The sequence below is a fragment of the Geothrix campi genome (assembly GCF_024609265.1).
Lineage (GTDB): Bacteria > Acidobacteriota > Holophagae > Holophagales > Holophagaceae > Geothrix > Geothrix campi.
The window spans coordinates 78,031-101,652 of record NZ_JANHMP010000002.1 but is presented as its reverse complement, the minus strand read 5'-3'; the positions used below and the strand labels follow the sequence as shown (position 1 = coordinate 101,652).

Annotated in this window: 18 protein-coding genes; 12 read left to right on the top strand and 6 right to left on the bottom strand. The window is 68.1% G+C overall.

The features are described 5' to 3' along the window. Positions 1-57 precede the first annotated feature (57 nt). The gene (locus NOV65_RS09435; RefSeq protein WP_257306202.1) at positions 58-579 is read right to left on the bottom strand and encodes a tetratricopeptide repeat protein; all 522 of its coding nucleotides are present in this window, start codon (positions 577-579) and stop codon (positions 58-60) included. A 63-nt stretch (positions 580-642) separates the two neighbouring features. Here NOV65_RS09435 and NOV65_RS09430 point away from each other — a divergent pair, with 63 nt between their 5' ends. The 11 genes from NOV65_RS09430 to NOV65_RS09380 all read left to right on the top strand — a co-directional run bounded on the left by NOV65_RS09430 (position 643) and on the right by NOV65_RS09380 (position 16,846). Continuing rightward, on the top strand, positions 643-2,496 hold the full coding sequence (locus NOV65_RS09430; protein ID WP_257306201.1) for a tetratricopeptide repeat protein: 1,854 nt from the start codon (positions 643-645) through the stop codon (positions 2,494-2,496). Between the two features lie 68 nt (positions 2,497-2,564). Beyond that, positions 2,565-4,004, top strand: coding sequence for a Fe-S cluster assembly protein SufB (gene sufB / locus NOV65_RS09425; RefSeq protein ID WP_257306199.1), 1,440 nt, complete (start codon positions 2,565-2,567; stop codon positions 4,002-4,004). 104 nt (positions 4,005-4,108) lie between these two features. Continuing rightward, positions 4,109-4,873, top strand: coding sequence for a Fe-S cluster assembly ATPase SufC (gene sufC / locus NOV65_RS09420; RefSeq protein WP_257306198.1), 765 nt, complete (start codon positions 4,109-4,111; stop codon positions 4,871-4,873). After that, entirely contained in the window at positions 4,870-6,150 is a 1,281-nt protein-coding gene (gene sufD / locus NOV65_RS09415) for a Fe-S cluster assembly protein SufD (protein WP_257306197.1), read from the top strand. Before sufC ends, sufD begins: the two co-directional genes overlap by 4 nt. Next, positions 6,147-7,382, top strand: coding sequence for a cysteine desulfurase (locus NOV65_RS09410; RefSeq protein WP_257306196.1), 1,236 nt, complete (start codon positions 6,147-6,149; stop codon positions 7,380-7,382). Before sufD ends, NOV65_RS09410 begins: the two co-directional genes overlap by 4 nt. Positions 7,383-7,518: 136 nt before the next feature. Beyond that, on the top strand, positions 7,519-7,968 hold the full coding sequence (gene sufU / locus NOV65_RS09405) for a Fe-S cluster assembly sulfur transfer protein SufU (RefSeq protein ID WP_257306195.1): 450 nt from the start codon (positions 7,519-7,521) through the stop codon (positions 7,966-7,968). Positions 7,969-7,970: 2 nt separating this feature from the next. Continuing rightward, complete coding sequence (locus NOV65_RS09400; RefSeq protein WP_257306194.1) at positions 7,971-8,531, top strand: NifU family protein; 561 nt, start codon at positions 7,971-7,973, stop codon at positions 8,529-8,531. Between the two features lie 129 nt (positions 8,532-8,660). Continuing rightward, on the top strand, positions 8,661-10,418 hold the full coding sequence (locus tag NOV65_RS09395; protein WP_257306192.1) for a 30S ribosomal protein S1: 1,758 nt from the start codon (positions 8,661-8,663) through the stop codon (positions 10,416-10,418). A 96-nt stretch (positions 10,419-10,514) separates the two neighbouring features. Next, the gene (locus NOV65_RS09390) at positions 10,515-11,639 is read left to right on the top strand and encodes an exonuclease SbcCD subunit D (RefSeq protein WP_257306190.1); all 1,125 of its coding nucleotides are present in this window, start codon (positions 10,515-10,517) and stop codon (positions 11,637-11,639) included. Beyond that, the gene (locus NOV65_RS09385) at positions 11,636-14,428 is read left to right on the top strand and encodes an AAA family ATPase (RefSeq protein WP_257306188.1); all 2,793 of its coding nucleotides are present in this window, start codon (positions 11,636-11,638) and stop codon (positions 14,426-14,428) included. Before NOV65_RS09390 ends, NOV65_RS09385 begins: the two co-directional genes overlap by 4 nt. A gap of 51 nt (positions 14,429-14,479) precedes the next feature. Next, positions 14,480-16,846 carry a S9 family peptidase gene (locus tag NOV65_RS09380; RefSeq protein ID WP_257306186.1) on the top strand — a complete coding sequence of 789 codons (2,367 nt, stop codon included), beginning with the start codon at positions 14,480-14,482 and terminating at the stop codon, positions 16,844-16,846. Here the strand turns inward: NOV65_RS09380 and ggt are convergent, their stop codons facing one another. Continuing rightward, a complete protein-coding gene (gene ggt / locus NOV65_RS09375) occupies positions 16,847-18,523 on the bottom strand; it encodes a gamma-glutamyltransferase (protein ID WP_257306184.1) in 1,677 nt (558 codons plus the stop codon). A gap of 46 nt (positions 18,524-18,569) precedes the next feature. Here ggt and trhA point away from each other — a divergent pair, with 46 nt between their 5' ends. Continuing rightward, positions 18,570-19,325, top strand: a complete 756-nt coding sequence (trhA, locus tag NOV65_RS09370; protein ID WP_257306183.1) for a PAQR family membrane homeostasis protein TrhA — start codon at positions 18,570-18,572, stop codon at positions 19,323-19,325. Positions 19,326-19,340: 15 nt separating this feature from the next. Here the strand turns inward: trhA and NOV65_RS09365 are convergent, their stop codons facing one another. The 4 genes from NOV65_RS09365 to NOV65_RS09350 form a co-directional block, all read right to left on the bottom strand. Then, the gene (locus NOV65_RS09365) at positions 19,341-20,105 is read right to left on the bottom strand and encodes a class I SAM-dependent methyltransferase (RefSeq protein ID WP_257306181.1); all 765 of its coding nucleotides are present in this window, start codon (positions 20,103-20,105) and stop codon (positions 19,341-19,343) included. 4 nt (positions 20,106-20,109) lie between these two features. After that, a complete protein-coding gene (locus NOV65_RS09360; RefSeq protein ID WP_257306179.1) occupies positions 20,110-20,685 on the bottom strand; it encodes a hypothetical protein in 576 nt (191 codons plus the stop codon). Positions 20,686-20,745: 60 nt separating this feature from the next. Further along, positions 20,746-21,264 carry a tRNA (N6-threonylcarbamoyladenosine(37)-N6)-methyltransferase TrmO gene (gene tsaA / locus NOV65_RS09355; protein ID WP_257306177.1) on the bottom strand — a complete coding sequence of 173 codons (519 nt, stop codon included), beginning with the start codon at positions 21,262-21,264 and terminating at the stop codon, positions 20,746-20,748. Between the two features lie 175 nt (positions 21,265-21,439). Next, positions 21,440-23,611, bottom strand: coding sequence for a serine/threonine-protein kinase (locus tag NOV65_RS09350; RefSeq protein WP_257306176.1), 2,172 nt, complete (start codon positions 23,609-23,611; stop codon positions 21,440-21,442). Positions 23,612-23,622 lie beyond the last annotated feature (11 nt).

The following is a 23,622-nucleotide window of genomic DNA, read 5'->3' as shown; positions in this document are numbered from 1 at the left end:
AACCGGCCCTGCCGCTTTCCGGCGATGGCTGGGCCACTCACCCGATTCCAGGCAAGGTCAGCCGATCTTCTCCGGGTCCCTCGGCGCCAGCTTGCCCTTCACCCGTTCGACGGCCTTGGCCGCGAGGGCGTAGCGCGGGTTCTCGTCCAGGGCGTGGCGGAAATGCTCGAGGGCCTTGTCCAGCTGGCCCTTGGCCTCGTACACGCGGCCCAGGTTGAAGTGGGGAAAGCAGTAGCTTTCGTACCGCTTGGCCTTGAGGGCCATGCGCAGCCAGGGGATGGCCTCGTCGGGCTCGCCCTGCTCCACGTAGTAGGCGCCGATGTCGTTGTAGGGGTTCCCGAACTCGGGATCCAGATCGATGGCCCGGTGGCAGTCCTCGATGGCCGAGGCGTAGTCCTTCTCGAAGGAGCGGGCCCAGCCCCGGAAGGTGTAGGCCTCGGCCGTAGGGCAGATCTCGATGGATTTAGTGTAGAGGCCGATGGCCTTGGCCACTTCACCCTTCATGTGCAGCTGGTAGGCCTTCCCCACCCACTCCATGGCCTCCTGACGCTTGTCCTGGCGTTCCTGCTCGTCGCTCATGGGCCGCCCTCGCGGGCATCAGGATAAAACCTTCAGCCCCCCAGGGCCAGCTATCCTGGAATCATGGCCAACGATCTGCCTGGTTCCTACTGCCAGAATTGCCTTTCCTGGAACCCCGGGGACCGGGAGACCTGCGTGAAATGCGGCACGCGACTCCTCATCCTGGCCGGGGACCAGACCTGGGAGGACGAGCCGGACGAGCCCGAGGGCGGCGAGGACCTGGAGGAGCACCTCCTGGAGCGCATCACTGGGCTGGAGGAGACCCTGCGCCGGGTGGAGACCTATCTGGAGACCGTCTCCGACCAGTTGGGCAAGCTGGAGCGCAGCGAGGTGATGCTCCGCAACGGCCTCATGGCCCTCGTGCAGGAGATGGAGCACAAGCGCCAGCTGGACGCCCATGCCTTCTCCGAGCGCTGGGAGCAGCTGGTGGAGGAGAACCTGCACCTCATCAGCGCCCGGGAGTTGTTCACCCGCTACCGGGCCCGCATCCTGCCCATCGCCCGGCCCAAATCCATGTCCCAGCTCAAGCGCGCCCTGCTGGAGACCACGGCCCTGCTGGAAGCCGCCGACCTGCCGGGCGCGGCCCAGCGCCTGGGCCAGGCCCTGCCCCTCGATCCCAGGAACTACGAGCTGATCTTCACCGCCGCCTCCCTGCACGAGGCCGCCCAGAACCTTGAAGAGGCGGAAGGCCTGGTCCGCAAGGCCGTGAGCCTGAGCCCGCGCCACTTCGAAGCCTGGATGCTGCTGGCCAAGCTGCTGCAGGAGCTGCCGGATCAGGCGGACCAGGCCATCGAAGCCCTGCATCAGGCCTCGGATCTGCGTCCCGATGATGCCGAGCCCCGGATGCTGCTGGCGGAACTGCTGCTGGACGAAGAAGACCTGCAGGGTGCCCTGGAGGCGGCGCAGGAGGCCGTGGCCCGCCGCAAGGATGGCGAGACCTTGCTTCTGCTGGGGCAAGTCCACCTGGCCCGGGGGGAAAGCGCCCTGGCAGTGCCCACGCTCAAGGAGGCCAGCGCTTACCTGCCCGGCGACCTCCACGTGCGCGAATCCCTGGCCGAGGCCTACCTCCAGCAGGGCGACCGGTCCAAGGCCTTCGCCATCCTCCAGGAACTGCTGATGCAGAACCCCGGCGATCCCCATCTCCTGCTCATGGTGGACGCCGAGGATCACCAGCAGCTGCGCGAGGCCCGGGACGGGAAGACCGGCACCCAGACCCTGCTGGACGAGGTCGAGAGCCTGCTGGACGAGAGCCAGCTGGAGCCCGCCGCCCTTCTCCTCAAGCGCGCCCGGCGCAAGGGGAAGAGCCAGCGTTCCGAGTGGCTGGATCTGCGCCTGGCCTTCCTCCAGAATCCGGAGAAGTCCCTGAAGGCGGCCCTGGATTTCGCCTGCTCGGACCGGCATCCGCGCCTCTGCTTCCTGGCCCTGCGCCTGGGCCTGGAACACCTCATGGCCCAGAAGCGCGAGGCCGAGATCGCCCGGATCCTGGATGCCTTTCTGACCCGCCATCCCAAGAGCACGGGCGCCTGGGAGGCCGCCCTCATGCGCCAGGCCTACCGCCTGATGAACGGCCAGGCTTCGGAGCAGGACCTGATCGAGGTCCGCCGTCTGCATGCCCACCCGCTGCCGGGCATGGAGCCCCGCGCCCGCACCCTGCTGGGCCAATACCTCCTGGCCCTCAAGCGCCACCAGGAAGTGCTGGACCTGCTCGATCCCCTGCTGGAGAAGGAACCGACCCTCATCAACCACTTCCAGCTCGGCGCCGCGCTGGCCGGCCTGGGCGACCGAGAGGAGGCCCGGGCCCTGCTCAAGGCCGGTCTGGACGCCGAGCCTGGCGACCTCAACGACTCCCAGGCCAAGGGTGTGAAGAATCAGATCCGGGGTCTGCTCAAGGAATTGGACGCTCCCGGGGAAGCGTGACCGGAGCCACCGTCTATTAAGTTGACAATTTTAGTCGAGATTCCAGAATGGAGGTCTCGGGAGGCAGGATGAGTTCCACGCTGAATGTGGTCACCAGCCAGGAATACAAGTACGGCTTCGTGACGGACATCGAGGCGGATAGCGTCGCGCCCGGACTCAACGAAGACGTCATCCGGTTCATCTCGGCCAAGAAGGGCGAACCCGACTGGCTGCTCGAGTTCCGTCTCAAGGCCTACCGCCACTGGCTGACCATGACCGAGCCGGATTGGGCCAAGGTGGCCTACCCCAAACCCGACTTCCAGAAGATCGTCTACTACAGCGCCCCCAGGCCCAAGAAGCCCCAGTACGCCTCCATGGACGAGGTGGATCCCGAGCTGCGGCGCACCTTCGAGAAGCTGGGCGTGCCCATCCATGAGCAGGAGGCCCTGGCGGGCGTGGCCGTGGACGTGGTCTTCGACTCCGTCAGCGTGACCACCACCTACCGGGAGAAGCTGGCCACCGTCGGCATCATCTTCTGCAGCTTCAGCGAGGCCGTGAAGTCCCACCCCGACCTGGTGAAGCAGTACCTGGGCAGCGTGGTGCCCTCCTCCGACAACTTCTACGCGGCCCTCAACAGCGCGGTGTTCACGGACGGCAGCTTCGTGTACATCCCCAAGGGCGTGGCCTGCCCCATGGACCTGAGCACCTACTTCCGCATCAACAACAAGGAATCGGGCCAGTTCGAACGCACCCTCATCGTGGCCGAGGAAGGCGCCAGCGTGAGCTACCTGGAAGGCTGCACGGCCCCGCAGTTCGACACCAACCAGCTGCACGCCGCCGTGGTTGAGCTGGTGGCCCTGGATCGCGCCTCCATCAAGTACAGCACTGTGCAGAACTGGTACGCGGGCGACAAGGATGGTGTGGGTGGCATCTTCAACTTCGTGACCAAGCGCGGCCTCTGCAAGGGCAAGGGTTCGCACATCAGCTGGACCCAGGTGGAGACCGGCAGCGCCATCACCTGGAAGTACCCCAGCTGCGTGCTGCTGGGCGACGACAGCATCGGCGAGTTCTACAGCGTGGCGCTCACCAACCACAAGCAGCAGGCCGACACCGGCACCAAGATGATCCACATCGGCCGCAACACGAAAAGCACCATCATCAGCAAGGGCATCAGCGCCGGCGACAGCTCCAACAGCTACCGCGGCCTGGTGAAGGTGCAGCCCAAAGCCGAGGGCGCCCGCAACTTCAGCCAGTGCGATTCCATGCTCATCGGGCAATCCTGCAGCGCCAGCACCTTCCCCTACATCGAGGTGCAGAACCGCAGCGCCCGGGTGGAACACGAAGCCACCACCAGCAAGATCGGCGAGGAGCAGCTGCTCTACTTCCAGCAGCGCGGCATTCCGGCCGAAGAAGCCATCAGCATGATCATCAACGGCTTCTGCAAGGACGTCTTCCGCGAGCTCCCCATGGAGTTCGCCGTCGAAGCCACCAAGCTGCTGTCGTTGAAACTCGAAGGAAGCGTGGGCTAAGGATGGAACCGCGAAACACGCGAATGGACGCGAAACCTCACGGCCATTGCCTTTCGCGAACCTTCGTGCCTTTCGCGGTTGATTCTTTGTCTTTGGAGTATTGAATGCTTTCGATCAAGAACCTCACCGCCTCGATCAACGGCACGCCAGTGCTGAAGGGGATCGACCTGGAGATCAAGGCGGGGGAGATCCACGCCATCATGGGCCCCAACGGCTCGGGCAAGTCCACGCTGGGCAAGGTGCTGGTGGGCCACCCGGCCTACGAAGTCACCGGCGGCGAGGTGCTCTACGAGGGGCGCAATCTCTTCGAGCTGGCGGCCGACGAGCGGGCCCGCGCCGGGATCTTCATGGGCTTCCAGCACCCCATCGAGGTGCCGGGCGTCAGCAACGCCGCCTTCCTGCGCCTGGCCTACAACAAGAAGGCCGAGGCCGAGGGCCGCGACGAGCTGGACCCCCTGGAGTTCGACGACTTCATCCACGAGAAGATCAAGCTCGTGGCCATGAAGGAGGAGTTCCTGGACCGCAGCCTCAACGAAGGCTTCAGCGGCGGCGAGAAGAAGCGCAACGAGATCCTCCAGATGGCCGTGCTGGAACCCAAGCTGGCCATTCTCGACGAGCTGGACAGCGGCCTGGACATCGACGCCCTGCGCGTCCTGGGCGACGCCGTGAACAAGCTCCAGCGCCCCGATCGCGCCCTGCTGATCATCACCCACTTCCCGCGCATCCTGGAGACCATCCAGCCCCAGTTCGTGCACGTGCTCTCCGGCGGTCGCATCCTCAAGAGTGCCGGCAAGGAGCTGGCCACGGAGCTTGAGGACCGCGGCTACGACTGGGTCCTGGAAGAGGCGGCCGCCGGGGGCGCCCGATGACCACGATGGTGGCTGGCCCCAACCTGCTGGCCGATCTGCTCAGCGGCCCAAGGCCCACCGAGTGGGCTTCGCTGCGCGAAGCGGCAGAGCTGCGGTTGGCGGGGCGCGAGCTGCCCGCGACCCGCGAAGAGGACTGGAAGTACACGGACTTGAAGGCCCTGGCCGGCCTCGCGTTCGGCCCCGCCCCCAAGGCCACGGTGGACATCAGCAGTCACCTGCTCCCGGAGATGGTCGGCACGCGCCAGGTCTTCGTGAACGGGCACCACGCCCCTCACGCCAGCTGCGCCTCGGCCGTTCCCGCCGGTGTGCGCTACTTCCCCATGTCCCATGCCAGCGAGGCCTGCCATGCGCTGGGCAGCATCGGTAACGGCGTGGCCAAAGGACTTTTCGAAGATCTGAATACCGCCCGCTTCCAGGATGGCGCCGTGATCCTGGTGCCGAAAAACCTCAAGGTGGCCCTGCCCCTGCACCTGCTCTTCATCACCAAGGCCGAGACCCCCATCGCCGTCTTCCCGCGGGTCCTCGTGCTTCTGGAACGCGGGGCGGAGCTGGAACTGGTCGAGGAGCACCACGGCGAGGGCGCCTATCTGAGCTGCCCCGTGGTCGAAGTCCATGTGGCGGAAGGTGCCATCCTGCGCCACGAGCGCGTGCAACGCGAAAGCCCCGAGGCCTATCACCTCGGCACCCTCAAGGCCGAGGTCGGCAAGGGCGGCCAGTACCACTCCCGCACCCTCAGCTTCGGGGCCCGTCTCTCTCGCCAGCAACCCTGGGTGCGCCTGGCCGAGGGCGCCGAGGCCAGCCTGGACGGCCTGGTCCTGCTGGACGGTGCGCAGGTGGCCGATACCCACAGCTTCCTGCACCACGCCGAGCCCCAGGCCTCCAGCCATCAGCTCCACAAGTGCATCGTGGATGGGAAAGCCCGCGCCATCTTCAATGGCCAGATCCGCGTGGCCCCTGGGGCCCAAGGCACAGACGCCCAGCAGCAGAGCCGCAACCTGCTGCTTTCGGAAACTGCCCGGGTGGACACCAAGCCCCAGCTGGAGATCTACGCGGACGATGTGAAATGCAGCCACGGCGCGGCGGTGGGCCAACTGGACCCGGAGGAGCTGTTCTACCTCCAGAGCCGTGGCATGAACGCCGACGATGCCCGCAACCTGCTCACCTACGGCTTCGCGGCCGATGTGCTGACCCACATCCCCGTGGCCAGCCTGCGCCGGGCCCTGCGCCAGCTCGTCATGGCCCGCACCCAGGCCACCTCCCTGGGAGACCTCGGATGAGCGTCGACCTGAAGACCCTCGATGTGGCGGCCGTCCGCCAGGACTTCCCCCTGCTCTCGCGCGTATTGCACGGGAAACCGGTGATCTATCTCGACAGCGCGGTGAGTGGGCAGATGCCTGTTCAGGTCATCGAGCGCATGACGAAGTACCAGCGGGATGAGCACACCAACGTGCACCGAGGCGTGAGCACCCTCAGCCAGGAGGCCACGGATTTCTACGAGGCCGCTCGCGAGAAAGTGCGCCGGTTCATCGGGGCCGGCTCGATCAAGGAGATCGTCTGGACCCGCGGCACCACGGAGGCCATCAACCTCGTGGCGCAGACCTTCGGCCGGATGAACGTGAAGGCAGGCGACGAGATCCTTCTGTCCGCCATGGAGCACCACGCCAACATCGTGCCCTGGCAGATGCTGGCCCAGGAGAAGGGCGCCACGATCAAGGTCATCCCCATGACCGACGACGGCGAGCTGATCCTGGACTCCCTCGACGAGCTCATCACCGACCGCACCAGGATCCTGGGCGTGGTCCATGTCAGCAATGTCCTGGGCACTGTGAATCCCGTGAAGGAAATCATCGCCCGCGCCCACGCCAAGGGCGTGCCCGTGCTGGTGGATGGCGCCCAGGCGGTACCCCACCTCGCGGTGGACGTGCAGGATCTGGACGCCGACTTCTACGTGTTCAGCGGCCACAAGCTCTCGGGCCCCACGGGCATTGGGGTGCTCTACGGCAAGCTGGCCCACCTGGAGGCCATGCCCCCCTGGCACGGCGGCGGCAGCATGATCCGCTCTGTCACCTGGGAGAAGACCACCTACCTCCCCGCCCCGGGCAAGTTCGAGGCGGGCACCCCGCCCATCGCCGCCGCCATCGGCCTGGGCGTGGCCATCGACTATGTGACCGCCCTGGGCCTGGACCGCATCGCCGCCCACGAGCACGAACTGCTGGCCTACGCCACGGAACGCCTGGCGGCCATCCCCGGCCTGCGCATCCTGGGCAACGCCCGGGACAAGGCCAGCGTCCTCTCCTTCGTGGTGGAGGGCATCCACGCCCACGACATGGGCAGCCTGCTGGACGGCGAAGGCGTCGTGGTCCGCGCGGGCCACCACTGCGCCCAGCCCGTCATGACCCGGTTCTGCGTGCCGGCCACCACCCGCGCCTCCTTCGCCTACTTCAACACCCGCGAGGAAGTGGACATCCTGGTGTCGGCCGTCCTCAAGGCCATCGAGCTGTTCAAATGAAAAGGATCTCCACGAAGGACACGAAGATGGGTCAAGAGCACGAAGGAAGCGCACACGGGCCGATCTTGAATCTTCGGGTCCTGCCTTTCCCCTTCGTGTCCTTCGTGGATGTCTTTTCTGCATCTGGACCTGACCAATGACCGACCCCCGCGAGCTCTACCAGCAGGTGATCCTGGAGCACAACAAGAAGCCCCGGAACTTCGGGAAGCTTGAGGTCTGCACCCACCACGCCGAGGGCTTCAACCCGCTCTGCGGCGACCAGCTCGATCTGACCCTGGTGATCGAGGACGGTGTCGTGCAGGACATCAAGTTCCAGGGCAGCGGCTGCGCCATCGACACCGCCAGCGCCAGCCTCATGACCGGCGCCGTGAAGGGCAAGTCGGTGGCCGAGGCCGAAGCCATGGCCGAACAGTTCCGCGGCATGGTGCGCGGCGAGCTGGATCCCGCCACCCAGGCGCCCCTGCTGGGCAAACTCACCCTCTTCAGCGGCGTCAAGGACCTGCCCAGCCGCGTGAAGTGCGCCGTCCTCCCCTGGGCCACCCTCCACGCCGCGCTCAAGGGCGAGGAAGAAGTGAGCACGGAGTAGCCATGCCGAAGATCGCTGAAATCGAATACACGCCCAACCCCAACGCCGTAAAATTCGTGCTGAAGGAATCCGTGGCCCTGGGCTTTCCCAAGTCCTTCCCCAACGCGGAGACTGCCGAGCACGATGAGCTGGCCAAGGGCCTCTTCGCCGTGGGGAATGTCACCTCCGTCTTCATGCAGGACAAGTTCCTCACCGTCACCAAGACCGACGACAAGGGCTGGCCCGAGATGCTGCCCCTGCTGGCCGCACCCATCCGCGCCGCGGCTGGCGTGGGCGGCGGACAGGCCCCCGCGACCGGGGGGCCCCGGGTCTTCAGCAAGGTGGATGACGAGAACGACCCCATGCTCAAGGACATCCGCATGGTCCTGGAAAGCGCCATCCTGCCCGCCCTGGCGGCGGACGGCGGCGGCCTTGAGCTGATCGGGCGCCACGAGAAGCAGGTCATGATCCGTTATATGGGCGCCTGCGGGTCCTGCCCCGCCAGCCTCACGGGCACCCTGGTGGCCATCGAGGGCATGCTCCAGAAGGAAGTGGACCCCGAGATCGTGGTCATCTCGGTCTGAAGGCTGTCCAGCCCTTTTTCCTGGCCTCTCAAGGCATTCCCAGATAACCTGGGCGTTCTGCCGGACTTCGTGTGCCGGGATTCCAGCGCACCACCAGAGCGTGGGCGCAACCAAAAGAGGTGGACTTACATGTCCAAGTTAGAATCAATCATCAAGGGCCTAGGCTCCAAGCAGATGGGCCGCATCACCGTGCTCGACTCGGGATATATCGAGGACGGCAGCGAGGAAGGCCAGGAGTTCATGGCCGCCCTGCAAGGCGAGACCCGTGGCCTGCGCGAAGAAGAGGTCGTACGTGGCGTCGTCGTGGAGATCCGCGGCAAGGACGTCATCATCGACATCGGCTACAAGGGGTCAGGCACCGTCAATCTGGATGAGTTCAACAATCCGGATGGCACCCAGGGCGTCCAGGTGGGCGACGTGGTCGAAGTGCTGCTCGAAATGCTCGAGGATGCCAACGGCAACGTGCGCCTCAGCCGTGAGCGCGCCGAGAAGATGAAGATCTGGGACGAGGTCGAGAAGGCCTTCCGTTCCAACATGACCGTGCACGGCACGGTGCTCGAGAAGGTCAAGGGCGGCCTGGCCGTGGACATCGGCATCCGCGCCTTCCTGCCCGGCAGCCAGGTGGACATGAAGCCCGTCCGCAACCTGGATCCCTACCTCGGCAAGTCCTTCGACATGAAGGTCATCAAGGTCAACCGCCGTCGGGGCAACATCGTCCTGTCCCGCAAGCTGTTCCTCGAGACCATCAACGCGAGCCTGAAGGAAGAGACCCTCGCGGGCCTCGAGGAAGGCAAGCTGGTCGAAGGCACCATCAAGAACATCACCGAGTACGGCGCCTTCGTCGACCTCGGCGGTGTGGACGGCCTGCTACACATCACCGACATGTCCTGGGGCCGGCTCAACCACCCCAGCGAGATGTTCCAGGTGGGCGACAAGGTCGAAGTGGCCGTGCTCAAGTACGACAAGGACACCGAGCGCGTCAGCCTCGGCTACAAGCAGAAGTTCCCGGATCCCTGGCTCTCCGTCGAGGAGCGCTATCCCATCCAGGCCACCGTCAAGGGCAAGGTCGTCTCAATCACCGATTACGGCGCATTCGTGGAGCTGGAGCCCGGCATCGAGGGCCTGGTCCATGTCTCCGAGATGAGCTGGACCAAGAAGGTCAAGTCCGCCAAGGGCATGGTCAACCTGGGCGACCAGGTCGAGGCCCTGATCCTGCAGGTGGATTCCGAGAACCGCCGCATCAGCCTCGGCATGAAGCAGATCACCCCCAACCCCTGGATGGCCATCGCCGAGAAGTACCAGCCCGGCATGATCGTCACGGGCACCGTGCGCAACATCACGGAGTTCGGCGCCTTCGTCGAGCTGGAAGAGGGCATCGACGGCCTCATCCACGTGTCCGACTTCAGCTGGACCAAGAAGATCAAGCACCCCGGCGAGATCGTAAAGAAGGGCGACGAAGTCACCGCCAAGGTCCTCAACCTGGACCCCCTGGCCCAGCGCATGAGCCTCGGCGTGAAGCAGATGGAGCCCAACGTCTGGGAGATCTTCTTCGAGAACCACCACGTGGGCGATGTGCTCACCGGCAAGATCGCCCGCCTGACCGACTTCGGCGCCTTCGTCGACCTCGGCGATGGCATCGAGGGTCTGGTCCACGTCTCCGAGCTGAGCCGCAAGCGGGTGGAGGACATCCAGAAGGAGTTCGCCGCCGGCCAGGATCTCACCATGAAGATCGTGAAGCTCGATCCCACCGAGCGCCGCATCGGCCTCTCCGTCAAGCAGCTGGAGCAGGATCAGGAGCGCGGTGACATGGACGCCGCCAAGGCCCGCCAGCCCGAGTTCAAAAAGGCGACCCTGGCTGACGCATTCAACCGGGCGGAACGCGAGTAGCGATCCCTCCGATCCAGAACGACGAGGCCCCCGCAAGGGGGCTTCGTCGTTCTGGGATGCAATACTCGGGGTGCGACGCCCTCCTTCCGGAACCCCATGCGCTTCCTCCACACCTCCGACTGGCACCTCGGCAAGACCCTCTGCAATGCCAACCTGCTGGAGGACCAGGCCCACGCCCTCGAGCAGGTGGCTGCCATGGTCAGGGAGACCCGCGCCGAGGCCCTGGTGGTGGCCGGGGACATCTACGACCGGGCCGTGCCCCCCAAGGAAGCTGTGACCCTGCTGGATGACACCCTCGACCGCATCGTGCGGGGTCTCGGCGTACCGGTGCTGATCATCGCGGGCAACCACGACAGCCCCGAGCGCCTGGGCTTCGCCTCGGGCTTCCTGAAGGCCCAGGGCCTCCACGTGGCGGGCACTTTGGAGGCGACGGCCCCGGTCCTCATCGGCTCCGCGGCCTTCCACCTCCTGCCCTACGCGGATCCCGTCATGGCCCGCCATGCGCTCCAGGACGAGGGCATCCGCACCCACCAGGACGCCCTGGCGGCTCAGCTGGCCCGGGCCCGCGCCGCCCACCCCTCGAATCACCGTTTCGTAGCTGTGGCCCACGCCTTCGTGGCCGGGGGCGAGGGCTCCGATTCGGAGCTGGGCCTGGCCTTGGGCGGCACCGGCGAGGTGGACGCAGCATTGTTCAAGGACTGCGGCTATGCGGCCCTGGGCCACCTGCACCGCCCCCAGGTGGCCGGCTATCCCCAGGTGCGCTACGCAGGCAGCCTGCTCAAGTACAGCGCCTCCGAGGCGGCCCACGTGAAGGCCCTGACCCTGGTGGAACTGCCGGAGCACGGCCCCGCCCACACCGAGTCGCTGCCCCTCACACCCCGGCGCGACCTGCGGCGCCTGCGAGGCCACTTCGACGACCTGATGCGCGGGCCCCAAGGCAATCCCGACGACTACCTGTTCCTCGACCTGCTGGACCAGGGCCCGGTGCTGGACGCCATGGCCCGCCTGCGCCAGATCTACCCCAACATCCTCGGCATCCAGCCCGCTCCGCCGGCCGCACCGGCCCAGGACATCGCGCGCACCGCGGATCGCGACCTGGATCCGGCGGTCCTCTTCGAGACCTTCTTCCAGGACACCGCGGGCCGCGGGATGGACGACGAGGAGCGGGCCCTCTTCCACACCGTGGCCGGGCGGCTGCTGTCCGGGGAGGCGGCCGAATGAAGCCCCTGCGCCTCACCCTGGAGGCCTTCGGTCCCTACGCCGGACGGCTGGGGCTCGACTTCGCGGACCTGGGGGACCAGTCCTTCTTTCTCATCCACGGTCCCACCGGCGCGGGCAAGACCAGCATCCTCGACGGCATCAGCTACGCCCTCTACGGCCAGACCAGCGGCGGCCAGCGCGAGACCCGCGACCTGCGCAGCCACTTCGCCACGGCGGACCTCCCCACTCACGTGACCTTCGACTTCGCCCTGGGCGGGAAGTCCTACCGGGTGGAGCGCACGCCGGAACAGCAGGTGCCGAAGCAGCGCGGCGGCGGCCTGAAGAAGCAGCTCTACGCGGCCCACCTGTGGGAACTGGTGGATGGCGCCGAGGTGCCCCTGGCCACGGAGAAACCCACGGTGGTGGATGCCAAGGTGGCGGACCTGCTGGGCTTCAAGGCCAGCCAGTTCCGGCAGGTGGTCCTGCTGCCCCAGGGCCGTTTCCAGGAGTTCATGCTGGCGGGCTCCGCTGAGCGCCAGGCCATCCTGCAGACTCTCTTCCAGACGGCTCGTTACGCCGCCATCGCCGAGGCCCTGGCGGAGGAGGAGAAAGCCCTGCGCGGCTCGCTCCTCACAGCCCAGGCCGAGGCCCGGCAGCTCCTTGAGCAGGCCGGCGTGGCGACCGCCCAGGACCTGCCCGACCGCCTGGAGGCCGCGGCCCAGCGCGTGAAGGAACGAACCCAAGAGCAGACGGAAGCCCGGGTCGCCTTCGACCAGGCGGAGGCGGTCCTGCGCGAGGGGCAGCATCTGGAGGAGGCCCTCGCCCGGGTCCACACGCTGGAACAGGAGGCCATCCGACTGGCGGAGGCCGCTGCATCACGGGCCCTGGTCCTCACCAAGGCCGAAGGTATTCTGGCCGAGGCTGAACGCGAGGAACCCCGCCGCGAGGGCCTGCGCCGCGCCATCGACCGGCTGAAGGAACTCGAACCCAGACTGGTGGCTCTTGAGCAGGCACGAAAGGCCGTCGCGGAAGCAGCCCGGGAACGGAAACAGCTCGAGGATCTGGCCGAGAAACAGACCAGGCTCCGCGATGCCACCAGGCTGGAGGCCACGCGTCAGAAGGCCCTGCTGCAAGACCTGCGAACCGAAGCCTCCCAACGGGCGGGTCGGGAGGGCCTGCTCCGCCTGGCCAGCCAGAAGCGGAAGCAATGGGCGCAGTTCGAGCAGGCAGAGCAGGAGATCGAGCGCGCCTCCATCAATCTGGACACCGCCCGCACCCACCTGGGCGCCGCCCAACAGGCCGTGAAGCAGGCCCGCGACCACTACCGCGATCTCCAGGAACGACGCCTGGCGGCCCAGGCCGCCCATCTGGCCCAGAACCTGAAGCCCGGTGAGCCCTGCCCCGTCTGCGGCAGCGAGGTCCATCCCCATCCCGCCGGGCCCTCGGCGGATCAGCCCGGCGAGCCGGAGCTCCAACAGGCCCAGGTTCGGCAGGACGCGGCCGAGACGGCCCTGGCCCGCGCCCAGGAGGCTGCCGCGGCACGCTCCTCCGCCCTGGAGACCGCCCGTGCCCGCCGCGAAGATCTCGCCCACCATCTGGGCGAGGACGCGCACGCGGATCCCGCCACCCTGGCCGCCGAGGAGGCGCGATGCCTGGAAGCTCTGGAGCGTAGCCGCCAAGCGGAAGCCCGTCTGCCCGAGATCGAGCGGAGCTTGGCCAAAGCGGAAGAGATCCAGCAGCAGACGGAGGCCCAGCTCACCGCCACCACCCGACGGCAATCGGAGGTCGCGCTTCTGGAAGCCGGAGCCCAGGGCCGGATAAGGGTCCACGAGGAAGCCCTGCCCGAGGGACTGCGCGCCCCCGGCGCCCTCGTTGCCCAGCGGCGGGAGGCGGAAGGTGAGCTGGCCCGGTCCGAGGCCGGGCTGAAGGCGGCCCGCACAGCCCGGGACGCGGCCCAGACAGCGGCCATCGAAGCCGAGGCGGCCCTCAAGTCCCACGGGGATCGCCTGGAAGCCGGCCGGATGGAAGCCCGGAAGACCGAGGCGGATTTCCTGGCGGCTTTGACAGCGGCTGGCGTTGACCTTCCGACCGGAGAACAGCCAATTCCGAACCTGCCTTCGCTGCAGATCACCCGGGACGCTGCCCAGACGCGGTTCTCCCTGGCCGGCGAGGCCCTGGGCCAGGCGCAATCTGAGCGAGTCGCGCTCCAGCGCCTCGCCACGACCTTGGCCGCATTGGAAGCCCGGCAGGGCGCGGAGGAACGCCGCCACCGTGCGGCCTCCAGCCTGGCCCGCGTGGCCAGGGGCGAGGATGGCGCCCGGGTCTCCTTCGAGCGCTACGTGCAGGGCGCCCTCCTCGACGAGGTGCTGGTCTCGGCCTCGGAGCGGCTGCGTCGCATGAGCAAGCAGCGCTACGCCCTGCAGCGGGCCACGGCCGGCGGCGATCTGCGGCGGGCGGGCGGCCTCGAATTGGAGATCACGGACAGCCACACGGGCCGCGCCCGGGCGGTGAGCTCGCTCTCGGGCGGCGAAGGTTTCCAGGCCAGCCTGGCCCTGGCCCTGGGCCTCTCCGACGTGGTGCAGCGCCACGCCGGCGGCATCCGCCTCGATACTGTTTTCATCGACGAAGGCTTCGGCAGCCTCGACTCCGAGGCCCTGGACTTGGCCCTCCGCACCCTGGAGGAACTGAACCAGGGCGGCCGCCTGGTAGGCCTCATCAGCCACCTGGACGACGTGAAGGCGCGCATCTCAGCTCGGCTGGAAGTGACGCCAGGTCCCGGCGGCAGCCACGCACGGTTCCGGGTCGACTGAGTATTTACATCGCATGGCGTGGTATGCTCCCGGGCATCCCCCGGAGTTTCCATGTTGCGTCTCCTCGCACCCTTCCTGTGCCTGGCCCTCGCCGCCCAGCCGAAGCCCTACCAGAAGGCGCCCAAGGCCGTTGAGAAGGTGCTGGACGCCCCCGGGACACCCAACCTCGTGATCAGCCCCATGGGCGACCGCTTCCTGCTCACGGAATTCGAACGCAATCCCCCCATCCAGGCCCTGGCCCAACCCATGGCCCGCCTGGCGGGCCTGCGCCTGAACCCCCGCATCCGCGGCCCCCACAATCCGCCGCGGCTGAAGGCCCTGGCCATCCAGGACCTGAAGGGCGGGCCAGCCCGCCCCATCGTCCTGCCCTCCGAAGTAACCCTGGGTCAGCCCCGCTGGTCGCCGGATGGCCGGCGCTTCGTGCTGACCGGCACCGGCGCCGCGGCCACCGAGCTGTGGGTCGGCGAGGTCACTACCGGGAAGGTCCACCGCGTGCCGGGCCTGAAGCTCAACGCGGTGCTGGGCCAGCCCCTGGACTGGATGCCGGACGGCTCCCTGCTCGCCAAGGCGGTGCCCGCGAACCAGGGCCCGGCGCCCAAGGCGCCTGAGGTGCCCGTCGGCCCGCGCATCCAGGAGACCGAGGGCAAGGCCGCCCCCGCGCCCACCTACCAGGATCTGCTCCAGAACGCCTTCGACGAAACCCTATTCGAATTCCTGGCCCAGTCCCAGCTGGTGCGCGTGGACCTCGTCACCGGGGCGCTGAAGCCCATCGGCAAGCCCGGCCTCTACGCGGACATCCAGCCCTCGCCCGATGGGAAGCTGATCCTGGTGGCGCGTCTTCAGCGTCCCTTCTCCTACCTGGTGCCGGCCTTCCAGTTCCCCGTTCGCGAAGAGGTCTGGGATCGCACCGGCAAGGTCGTCCATACCGCGGCGGATCTGCCTCTGGCCGAGGGCATCCCCATGGAGGGTGTGCGCACGGGCCCCCGCCATCTGCACTGGCGGCCCACGGAATCCGCCACCCTTGCCTGGGTCGAGGCCCTGGACGGCGGCGACCCCAAACAGAACGCCGAGTTCCGCGACCACTTGCTGACGCAGGCGGCGCCCTTCCAGACTGCTCCCGCTGAACTCATCCGCCTCAAGGCCCGGCTCATGGGCCTGGAGTGGGGCGAGTCCGGTGACCTGGCCGTGGTGCGCGAGTACGAGCGCGACCGCCGCTGGACCCGCACCTGGCTGGTGGACCCCGCGAAATCCGCGGAGGCCCGTCTGGCCTTCGACCTCAGCGCCAACGACCGCTACAAAGCCCCGGGCACGTTCCTGACCCGCCTGCTGCCCAACGGCCACACGGCCCTGCGCGAGGAGGCCGGGAAGCTCTTCCTCACGGGGGCCGGCGCCACGCCCTCCGGCGATCGCCCATTCCTGGCCCGCTTCGATCCCGCCATTTTACGGACCGAGCGCCTCTTCCGCTGCGGCGAGGGGGCCTACGAAGCTCTCATGGCCTTGCTACCGGATGGCCGCTTCATCACCCGGCGTGAGAGCTCCACGGAGGCGCCGAACTACTTCCTGCACGGCTCCGCCCCGAACGCCCCTGCGGCGGCCCTCACGGCCTTCGCGGATCCTCTGCCCGAGCTGCGGAAGATCCAGAAGAAGCTCGTGACCTACACGCGACCCGATGGCGTGGCCCTCAGCTTCACGCTGTACCTGCCTCCGGACTACAAGGCTGGCGAGCGGCGCCCCGCCGTGGTGTGGGCCTACCCGCTCGAGTTCACGGACGCCGGCACCGCCGGCCAGGTGAGTGGGTCTGCAGACCGTTTCACGACCATCAACGGCATGTCCCATCTGTTCTTCCTGCTGTCGGGCTACGTGGTGCTGGATAGCGCCACCATGCCCGTGGTGGGCGATCCCAAGACCGTGAACGACACCTACCTCGACCAGGTCGTGGCCAGTGCCAAGGCCGCCATCGACAAGGCCGACGAGCTGGGCGTCATCGATCCGAAACGGGTGGGCGTGGGCGGCCACAGCTACGGCGCCTTCATGACCGCCAATCTGCTGGCCCACTCGACCCTCTTCAAGGCCGGCATCGCCCGCAGCGGCGCCTACAACCGCACGCTGACGCCCTTCGGCTTCCAGAGCGAGCGACGCACACTCTGGGAAGCTCCGGACATGTACCTGAAGGTGTCGCCCTTCATGTCGGCCAACCATTTCAACGCACCGATCCTGCTCATCCACGGCGAGGCGGACAACAACTCGGGCACCTTCCCCCTCCAAAGCGAGCGGCTCTACGCGGCCCTCAAGGGCAACGGCCAGACCGCCCGCTACGTCACGTTGCCGCTGGAATCCCACGGCTACCTCGCCCGCGAATCCGTCGAACACACCCTCTGGGAGATGCTCCACTGGTTCGACAAGCACCTGAAGAACTGATCACTCCACCGCGGCGCCGCTATCCGACCACCTCTTGGTGTCGGCGGCGCCTTCGGCCTGGCCGTGGTGCACCAGGATCACCTGCGCGCAGCCCTGCTTCGGGACCTCTTTGATCGCGTGCCCCAGGGCCTTCAGCGCCTCCTGGGTGACAGCGGGGAGGCTGGCCTCGACCTGGATATGGTTCGGCAGCCACTGGTGGTGGAAGCGCGGGGCGTCCACGGCGGCGCGGGCGTCCATACCGAAGTCTACGGCGTTGAGCACGGTGTTCAGCACGGTGGCGGGAATGGTCCGCCCGCCGGGGCTGCCGCTCACCATGAACACCGCGCCATCCTTCACGAGGATAACGGGGCACATGCTCGACAGCGGCCGCTGCCCGGGCCGGGCCAGGTTCGGCGCCGTGCCGATGCGGCCTGTGGCATCCGTCAGCCCCGGCACCGCATTGAAGTCACCCAGTTCGTTGTTCAGCAAGAAGCCCGCGCCAGGCACGATGCGTTTGAGGCCGTAGCTCTCCTCCAGCGTGTAGGTGAGGCTCACGGCATTACCCTCGCGGTCGAGGACGGACAGGTGGGTGGTGTGCGGGTGATCCGCCTCCCAGGAGAATCGGGCCGGATCCGAGGTCGAGGCCCGGTCGGGCCGGATGGTGGCGCGGAGCTCCGTCGCATAGGTTTTTGAGAGCAGCCGCGCCATTGGAATATCCGGGTTGAAGCCGGGATCGCCCAGGGACTGTGCCCGATCCGCGAAGGCCCGGCGCAACGCCTCGGAAGCGAGATGAATGGCCGTTGGTGAACCCGCGCCGGCGCCCTTGAAGTCGTAGCCTTCGAGGATGTTCAGGGCCTCGATCAGCACCTGGCCGCCGGAGCTGGGCGGTGGCGCGGCCAGCAATTCGAAGCCGTGGTACGCGCCGCGCAGCGGTTCGCGCATCACGGGCTTGTAGCCACGCAGATCCCCAGCGGCGATCAAGCCACCGTTCGCCTTCATGTCGCGCACCATGAGCCGCGCGGTTTCGCCGTTGTAGAAGTCCATCCAGTCCTTCGACAATCGAGTGAGGGTACGGGCCAGATCGCGCTGCACCAGGCGGTCGCCGGCACGGAGGGGCGAGCCCTTCCGGCTGAACTGCGCCAGGGTCGGCGCATGGCGGGCGAAGGCGGGCAGCTGTTCCGCCAAGCTCGCCGCCTGGTTCTGCGTCAGCACGAAGCCCTCCCGGGCCAGTTGGATGGCGGGCTTCAGCAACCGCGCCCAGGGCAGGTGGCCTTCGCGCTTCCAGGCCTCGCGCAGCCCCGCGACGGTGCCGGGCACACCCACGGACGCCAGGCTGTCGTGATGCCTCGCCTCGTCGTAGGTCCCATCCGGCTTCAGCCACATGCGGGGGTGGGCCGCGACCGGGGCCGTCTCGCGGAAATCGATAAAGGAGGCCTTACCTGCGGTAGGGCGGGAGAGTAGGAAGCCGCCTCCGCCCAGGTTGCCCGCGGCGGGATGCACCACGGCCAGCGCGAAGGCCGTGGCCACGGCGGCATCCACCGCGCTGCCACCCTCGCGCAACACACCCGCGCCGGCCTCGGAAGCCAGCCGTTCCTGGCTCACCACCACGCCCCGGAGGCGCTGCGCGGGAGCAGGCGCGGCGACGGACACCCCGCCAGAAGCGAGGCAGATGGCCAGCAGCAGGGCACCGAGGCGCATGGAAGCTCCAGGAAAAGACACCCTCAGAGTCTGTCATCCTTGAGGGATGTCCCCCAGCGCCGTGATTCCAGGCTCGACTCCCCAGACCCGCCGCGAGGAGCTGGCCAACAGCCTGACGCATGGGCTGGGCGTGGCCCTGGCCATCGCGGGACTGGTGGTGATGGTGGTCTTCGCCGCGCTCCACGGCACCGCCCGCGATGTGGTGGGCGTCACCATCTTCGGCTCCAGTCTCATCCTGCTGTACCTCATGTCCACCCTCTACCACGCCTTCCGCGGTCCCCGGGTGAAGCTGGTCTTCAAGGTCTTCGACCACTCGGCCATCTTCGTGCTCATCGCCGGCACCTACACGCCCTTCTGCCTGTCCGCCCTGCGCGGTGCCGTGGGCTGGACGCTGTTCGGCCTGGTCTGGGGCCTGGCCGCGCTGGGCATCGTGTTCAAGGCCGTGTTCTACGCCCGACTCGCCAAGCAGGTCTTCCGCCCCCCCGCGGTGGACCATCTCCATGCCCTGCCTTCGGACACGGACATGGATCCAGTCTTCGCCAGGCGCATGGGCTACATTTCCACGGGCATCTACCTCCTGATGGGCTGGCTCATCGTCTTCGCCGCCAAACCTCTCGGCCACGCCGTGTCCACCCATGGCCTCTACTGGCTCTTCGCGGGCGGGGGGTTCTATAGCGTGGGCGCCGCCATCTACAGCCTGAAGAAGCTGCCCTACCATCACGCGCTCTGGCACCTCTTCGTCATGGCCGCCAGCGCCTGCCATGTGTTCGCCGTAATGTTCCATGTGATCCCGCAGGGTTGACCCCGGCACGGTGATTCAGCGCCTCTGGGCCACCACCACCAGATCCGCCGACGTCTGGCTCCAGGGTTCGCCTGTCATGGTGCCAAACGTCTCGCGCACGTCGAAGCCGGCGTCGCGCAGCAGCGCCTCCACCTCGACCCGCCGCCAGCCGCGCAGCTGGACCTCTTCGGCAGACACCAGTTCCAGGGGCGGCTCGGCTCCAGGACGCCAGCACAGGTTGGCGGGCGTGAAGGTCACGCGCCCATCGGCGTGGGGCGTCATCAGGCGCAGGAAGACAGTCTCGGTTCCATCCTCCCCGGGCCGCACGAGCACGGGAAAGGTGCGTTCGCCACGGTCCAGGATGCGGTCGTAGTTCAGGATCTGGAGCAGGAAGACGCCGCCGGGCAGCAGGCGACCCGCCAGACTCCCGAAGCAGCGGCGCAGGTCGTCCTCCTCCGTGAGGTGAGGGAGGGTGTTGCCCACGCAGAGAGCGCCACCGTAACCGGGCTCCACCAGATCAGCCAGGGCCGTGAGGCTGCCCTGTATGTAGCGGCCCCCGGGATCGGCTTCCCGCGCCGTCTCCACCTGCGAGGGGGAGGCGTCCACGCCCGTGGTCTCGAAACCGAGGGAGGCCAACAGCCGGGCGTGCTCGCCAGTGCCACAGCCCAGGTCCAGCACGCGGCGCGAGGGCGCGCTCTCCAGCACTCGCCGGAGGAGCGGCTCCTCGCGCTTCAGGCGTTCCGGCCAGGCGATGAGGTTCCGGTACGAGATGCGTCCGTAGCGGTCGCGGCCGGATTCCACGGGCTCAGAGCTTCGGCCAGAGCCAGCCGAAGGCGCCGGCGCTCACCAGGCCATACAGGAGGCCGTCGATCAGATCCTTGACCACGCTGCGCCAGGGCTTGCCCGCCCAGATGCCCATCTGGACGCTGCCGCCCGCGTAGGTGAGGAACGAGACGGCACCCACGACCCGGAACACTTGGAGGTAATGGGTGCCGGGAGCCAGGGTGCGGGAAGCCACGTAGGCCGCCATGAAGGCCACCGCCACGGCATAGAGGAACCACAGGCCCAGGGCCTTGCCCATGTTGGGGGTGCCGTTGGGGCCCAGCATCAGGAAGCCCACGGGTCCGTCCGTGTATTTCTGCTGGACCTCGGGTTTGCCCATCTCCTTCATGTCGCCGCAGTAGGGGATCACGTACTGGCCGGGCGTGGGGGAACCTTTGCGGATGGCGGCGCGGACCTCGTCCTCGTTGGGCAGGGCCCGATAGTCCGAGTTGTGCCACTTCAGGACCATGTGGATGAGGCTGCTGACCACGAAGACGAAGACCGCGGACAGGATGATGGGCAGCCAGAGATGCGCGAGCGGAATGTGTGTCGGAACCATGGGGGGTCTCCTGGGTTGGGGTCGGGGGCGTCCGTAGGGTGGACCGGCCCCACCACCCCGTCAAGCGCGCCGGGGTTTCTTCGGGCCGGGCGCGGAGTGGACGCCCGTGGCAGCATCCACGGCATCGATCCAGCCCGCGCGGGCCTGCGGGAAGGCGTCGGCATAGGGCACATAGGGCTTCAGATCCAGCACCGGCGTGCCGTCCAGCAGGTCTACGCCCCGCAGGCGCAGGGTGCGGCCTTCCACGGCCACCAGCTCCACGCAAGAGATCCCGATGGGGTTGGGCCGGTGGGGCGAGCGCGTGGCCAGCACGCCGCGCTTGGCCTTGGGCCCGCGCGGTGGCTGCACCAGCGGGGCCCAGCCCTCGCTCAAATGGAAGGCGAAGATGAGCCACACGCGCTCGAAGCCCTCCAGGTCGCGCAGCACCGTCTCCGGCAGCGAGGGGTCCAGCTCCAGCGTGGCCTCGGCAGGCGCGCCCGTCTCCGTGCCCGCGACCACCGTGGGCTGGTGGGGCGCGTCGATGCGCGTCGCGTAGGGCGAACGCAGAGTTCCGATGGGATGGAAGGTGAAGGATGCCATGCCCAAAGCGTAGCGCCCCGGCGGCAGGTGGACGCCCTCGCCGAACAGATGACGGAGACGCGGCTGCTCAAGCTGCCCCCCGGGGTGCGGGCATGCTCCCCGCCCGGACCAGGAGGCGCAGGTGCTCGCGGCGCTGGCGGCGTCGTCGGCCAGCTGCCGCGAGGTTGAGGGCGGTTCACAGCCGGGAGGTGGCCCCACCACTGGCGGCCAGCGCCTTCAGGATCTCCACCACTTCGGCGGCGGATTGGGGCCGATCCTCCGGGCGCTTCTCCATGAGCCGGGCCACCAGGAGGCCCAGGTCCGAAGGGACATCCGGCACCGACTCCACCAGCGCGGGCGGACGGGCCTCCAGATGCAGGGCCAGCAGATCCTCGATGCGGGGGCTGTCGAAGGGCGGACTCCCTGAGCACAGCTCGAAGAGCATGACCCCCAGCGCATAGAGGTCGGTCCTGGCGTCCACCCGCCCGCCGCGAATCTGCTCGGGGGACATGTAGCGCGGCGAGCCGATGAGGTTCTCGGCGTCCCCCGGGGCGGCACCGGCGGCGGGGGCGGCGAGGCCGAAATCCATGATCTTGGCGTCGCCCCGCGTATCGAACAGCACGTTCGCGGGCTTGATGTCCCGGTGGATCACGCCCCCCTGATGGGCCGCTTCCAGGCCCTCCGCCACCTGGCGCGCGATCCGCAGCACGAGCGGCAGCGGCAGGCGTCCCCGCCCTTCCAGCAACTCCCGGAGGGTCGTGCCCCGGAGGTACTCCATGGTCACGTAGGGGATGCCGTCGCTCTCGCCGAAATCATGGATCCGCAGCACGTAGCGGTGAGTGATCTTCCGGGCGAGGCGGATCTCCTGCTTGAGCCGGTCCAGGAACGCGGGGATCGACGCCAACTCGGTGCGGATGACCTTCAGGGCCACCTCCTCCTCGAGCTGCAGATCCAGCACCTGGAGGACCACCCCCATGCCGCCGCGACCCAGCAGCCGTTCCACCCGGTACCTTCCGGCGAAGGTCGCCCCGATCCCGAGAGCGGTCGGCAGGGGCTCCTCTGGCACCGGGGTGGCCGCGGGCACCAGGCGCCGCGTGGCCTCGTCGATCCCGGTCTCCCCCAGGGACGGGGGGCGGAGCACTGGGGGTTTCGCGGAGCCCTCCATGGGCCTCTTCCGGGCCGAGGCCAGCAGGGCCAGCAGGTCATCCTTGACCTTCAACTCGGCCACCATCGACTTGAAGGCCCGGGTGAGCACGCCCACTTCGTCCTGGGTGGGGCTGAGCGCGAGGGTCTCCAGGGGTTCCCCCGCCGCCAGGGCCTCCGTGGCGGCGGCCAATTCCTTGAGCGGCGCCGTCACCTTCCGGGCGGACCGGAGGCTGAGGGCCAGCGCGACGAGGAGCCCGGCCGCCCCCACGGCGAGGATGGCCCGCTGCAGGTTGCGGAAGGGCGCCAGGAGCGGATCCACAGGCATCAGCAGGACCTCGGCCATTTCCAGATCGAGGGCGTTCACGCCCCGGATCGGCGAGACCATCCCCAGATAGTTCCGCCCACCCACGCGGAAGGCGAGCACGCCGGAGCCCTGCCCATCCAGGACCGGCCCGCGCACCGCCAGGAGCGCCGGCTCCCGGGCCAGGAGCCGATCGAGTTCCCCGGTCCCGCGGAGCGTGGTGCCCAGGGTCTGGAACCGGCTGAGCAGAGCCAGGTGGGCGGAAGGATCGCCGCGCTGAGGCCCCGCGATGGCCACGCGCCGGAGGTCACTGGCAGCCCGGTCGTCCACCCGGACACCCACCAGCATCGCCCCGAGCGACCGGCCACCGGGAGCCTTCAGGGGACGGGCTACAGCGTGGTAGACCCCCGGCCGATCCCCCCAGTCGACCTGGAGGAATCCCCGGTAGACCGGCCCGGGATGGCCTTCCACCTCGGCCTCCTCCGGAGCCAGGGCCATCTGAAGGATCCCCACCTCCGGGAAGGAGAGGCGCCCGCCTCCCCCCGTGACGGCCAGCAGGGTGCCATCCGGCTTCACCACCAGGGCGAGGTCCGCCCCCAGGCGCGGCAGGTTCTCCAGCAGCGTGTCCGCGAGGCTGGTGGCAGCCCCGGATTCCAGCGCCTGTTCGATGAGGGCGACATTGCCCGAGTACTGGGTGAAGACCTCCAGCCCCGCGTCCAGCGAACGCCCCTGCTGCTCGAAGGCGCGCTCCACGACGTACCGCCCGGCGGACAGGCTGGAATTCGCCGTGGCCTGGGCGCCCCGCTCCGCCTCGCTGTAGGCCATCCAGAGGATGAGGGCGAAGAGGGCGACGATCGCGGCCGCCTGCCGGAGGAAGAAGGTCCACGCCAGCGTTCGGTACCAGCTCATGGACTGCGACATGGGCATTCCTT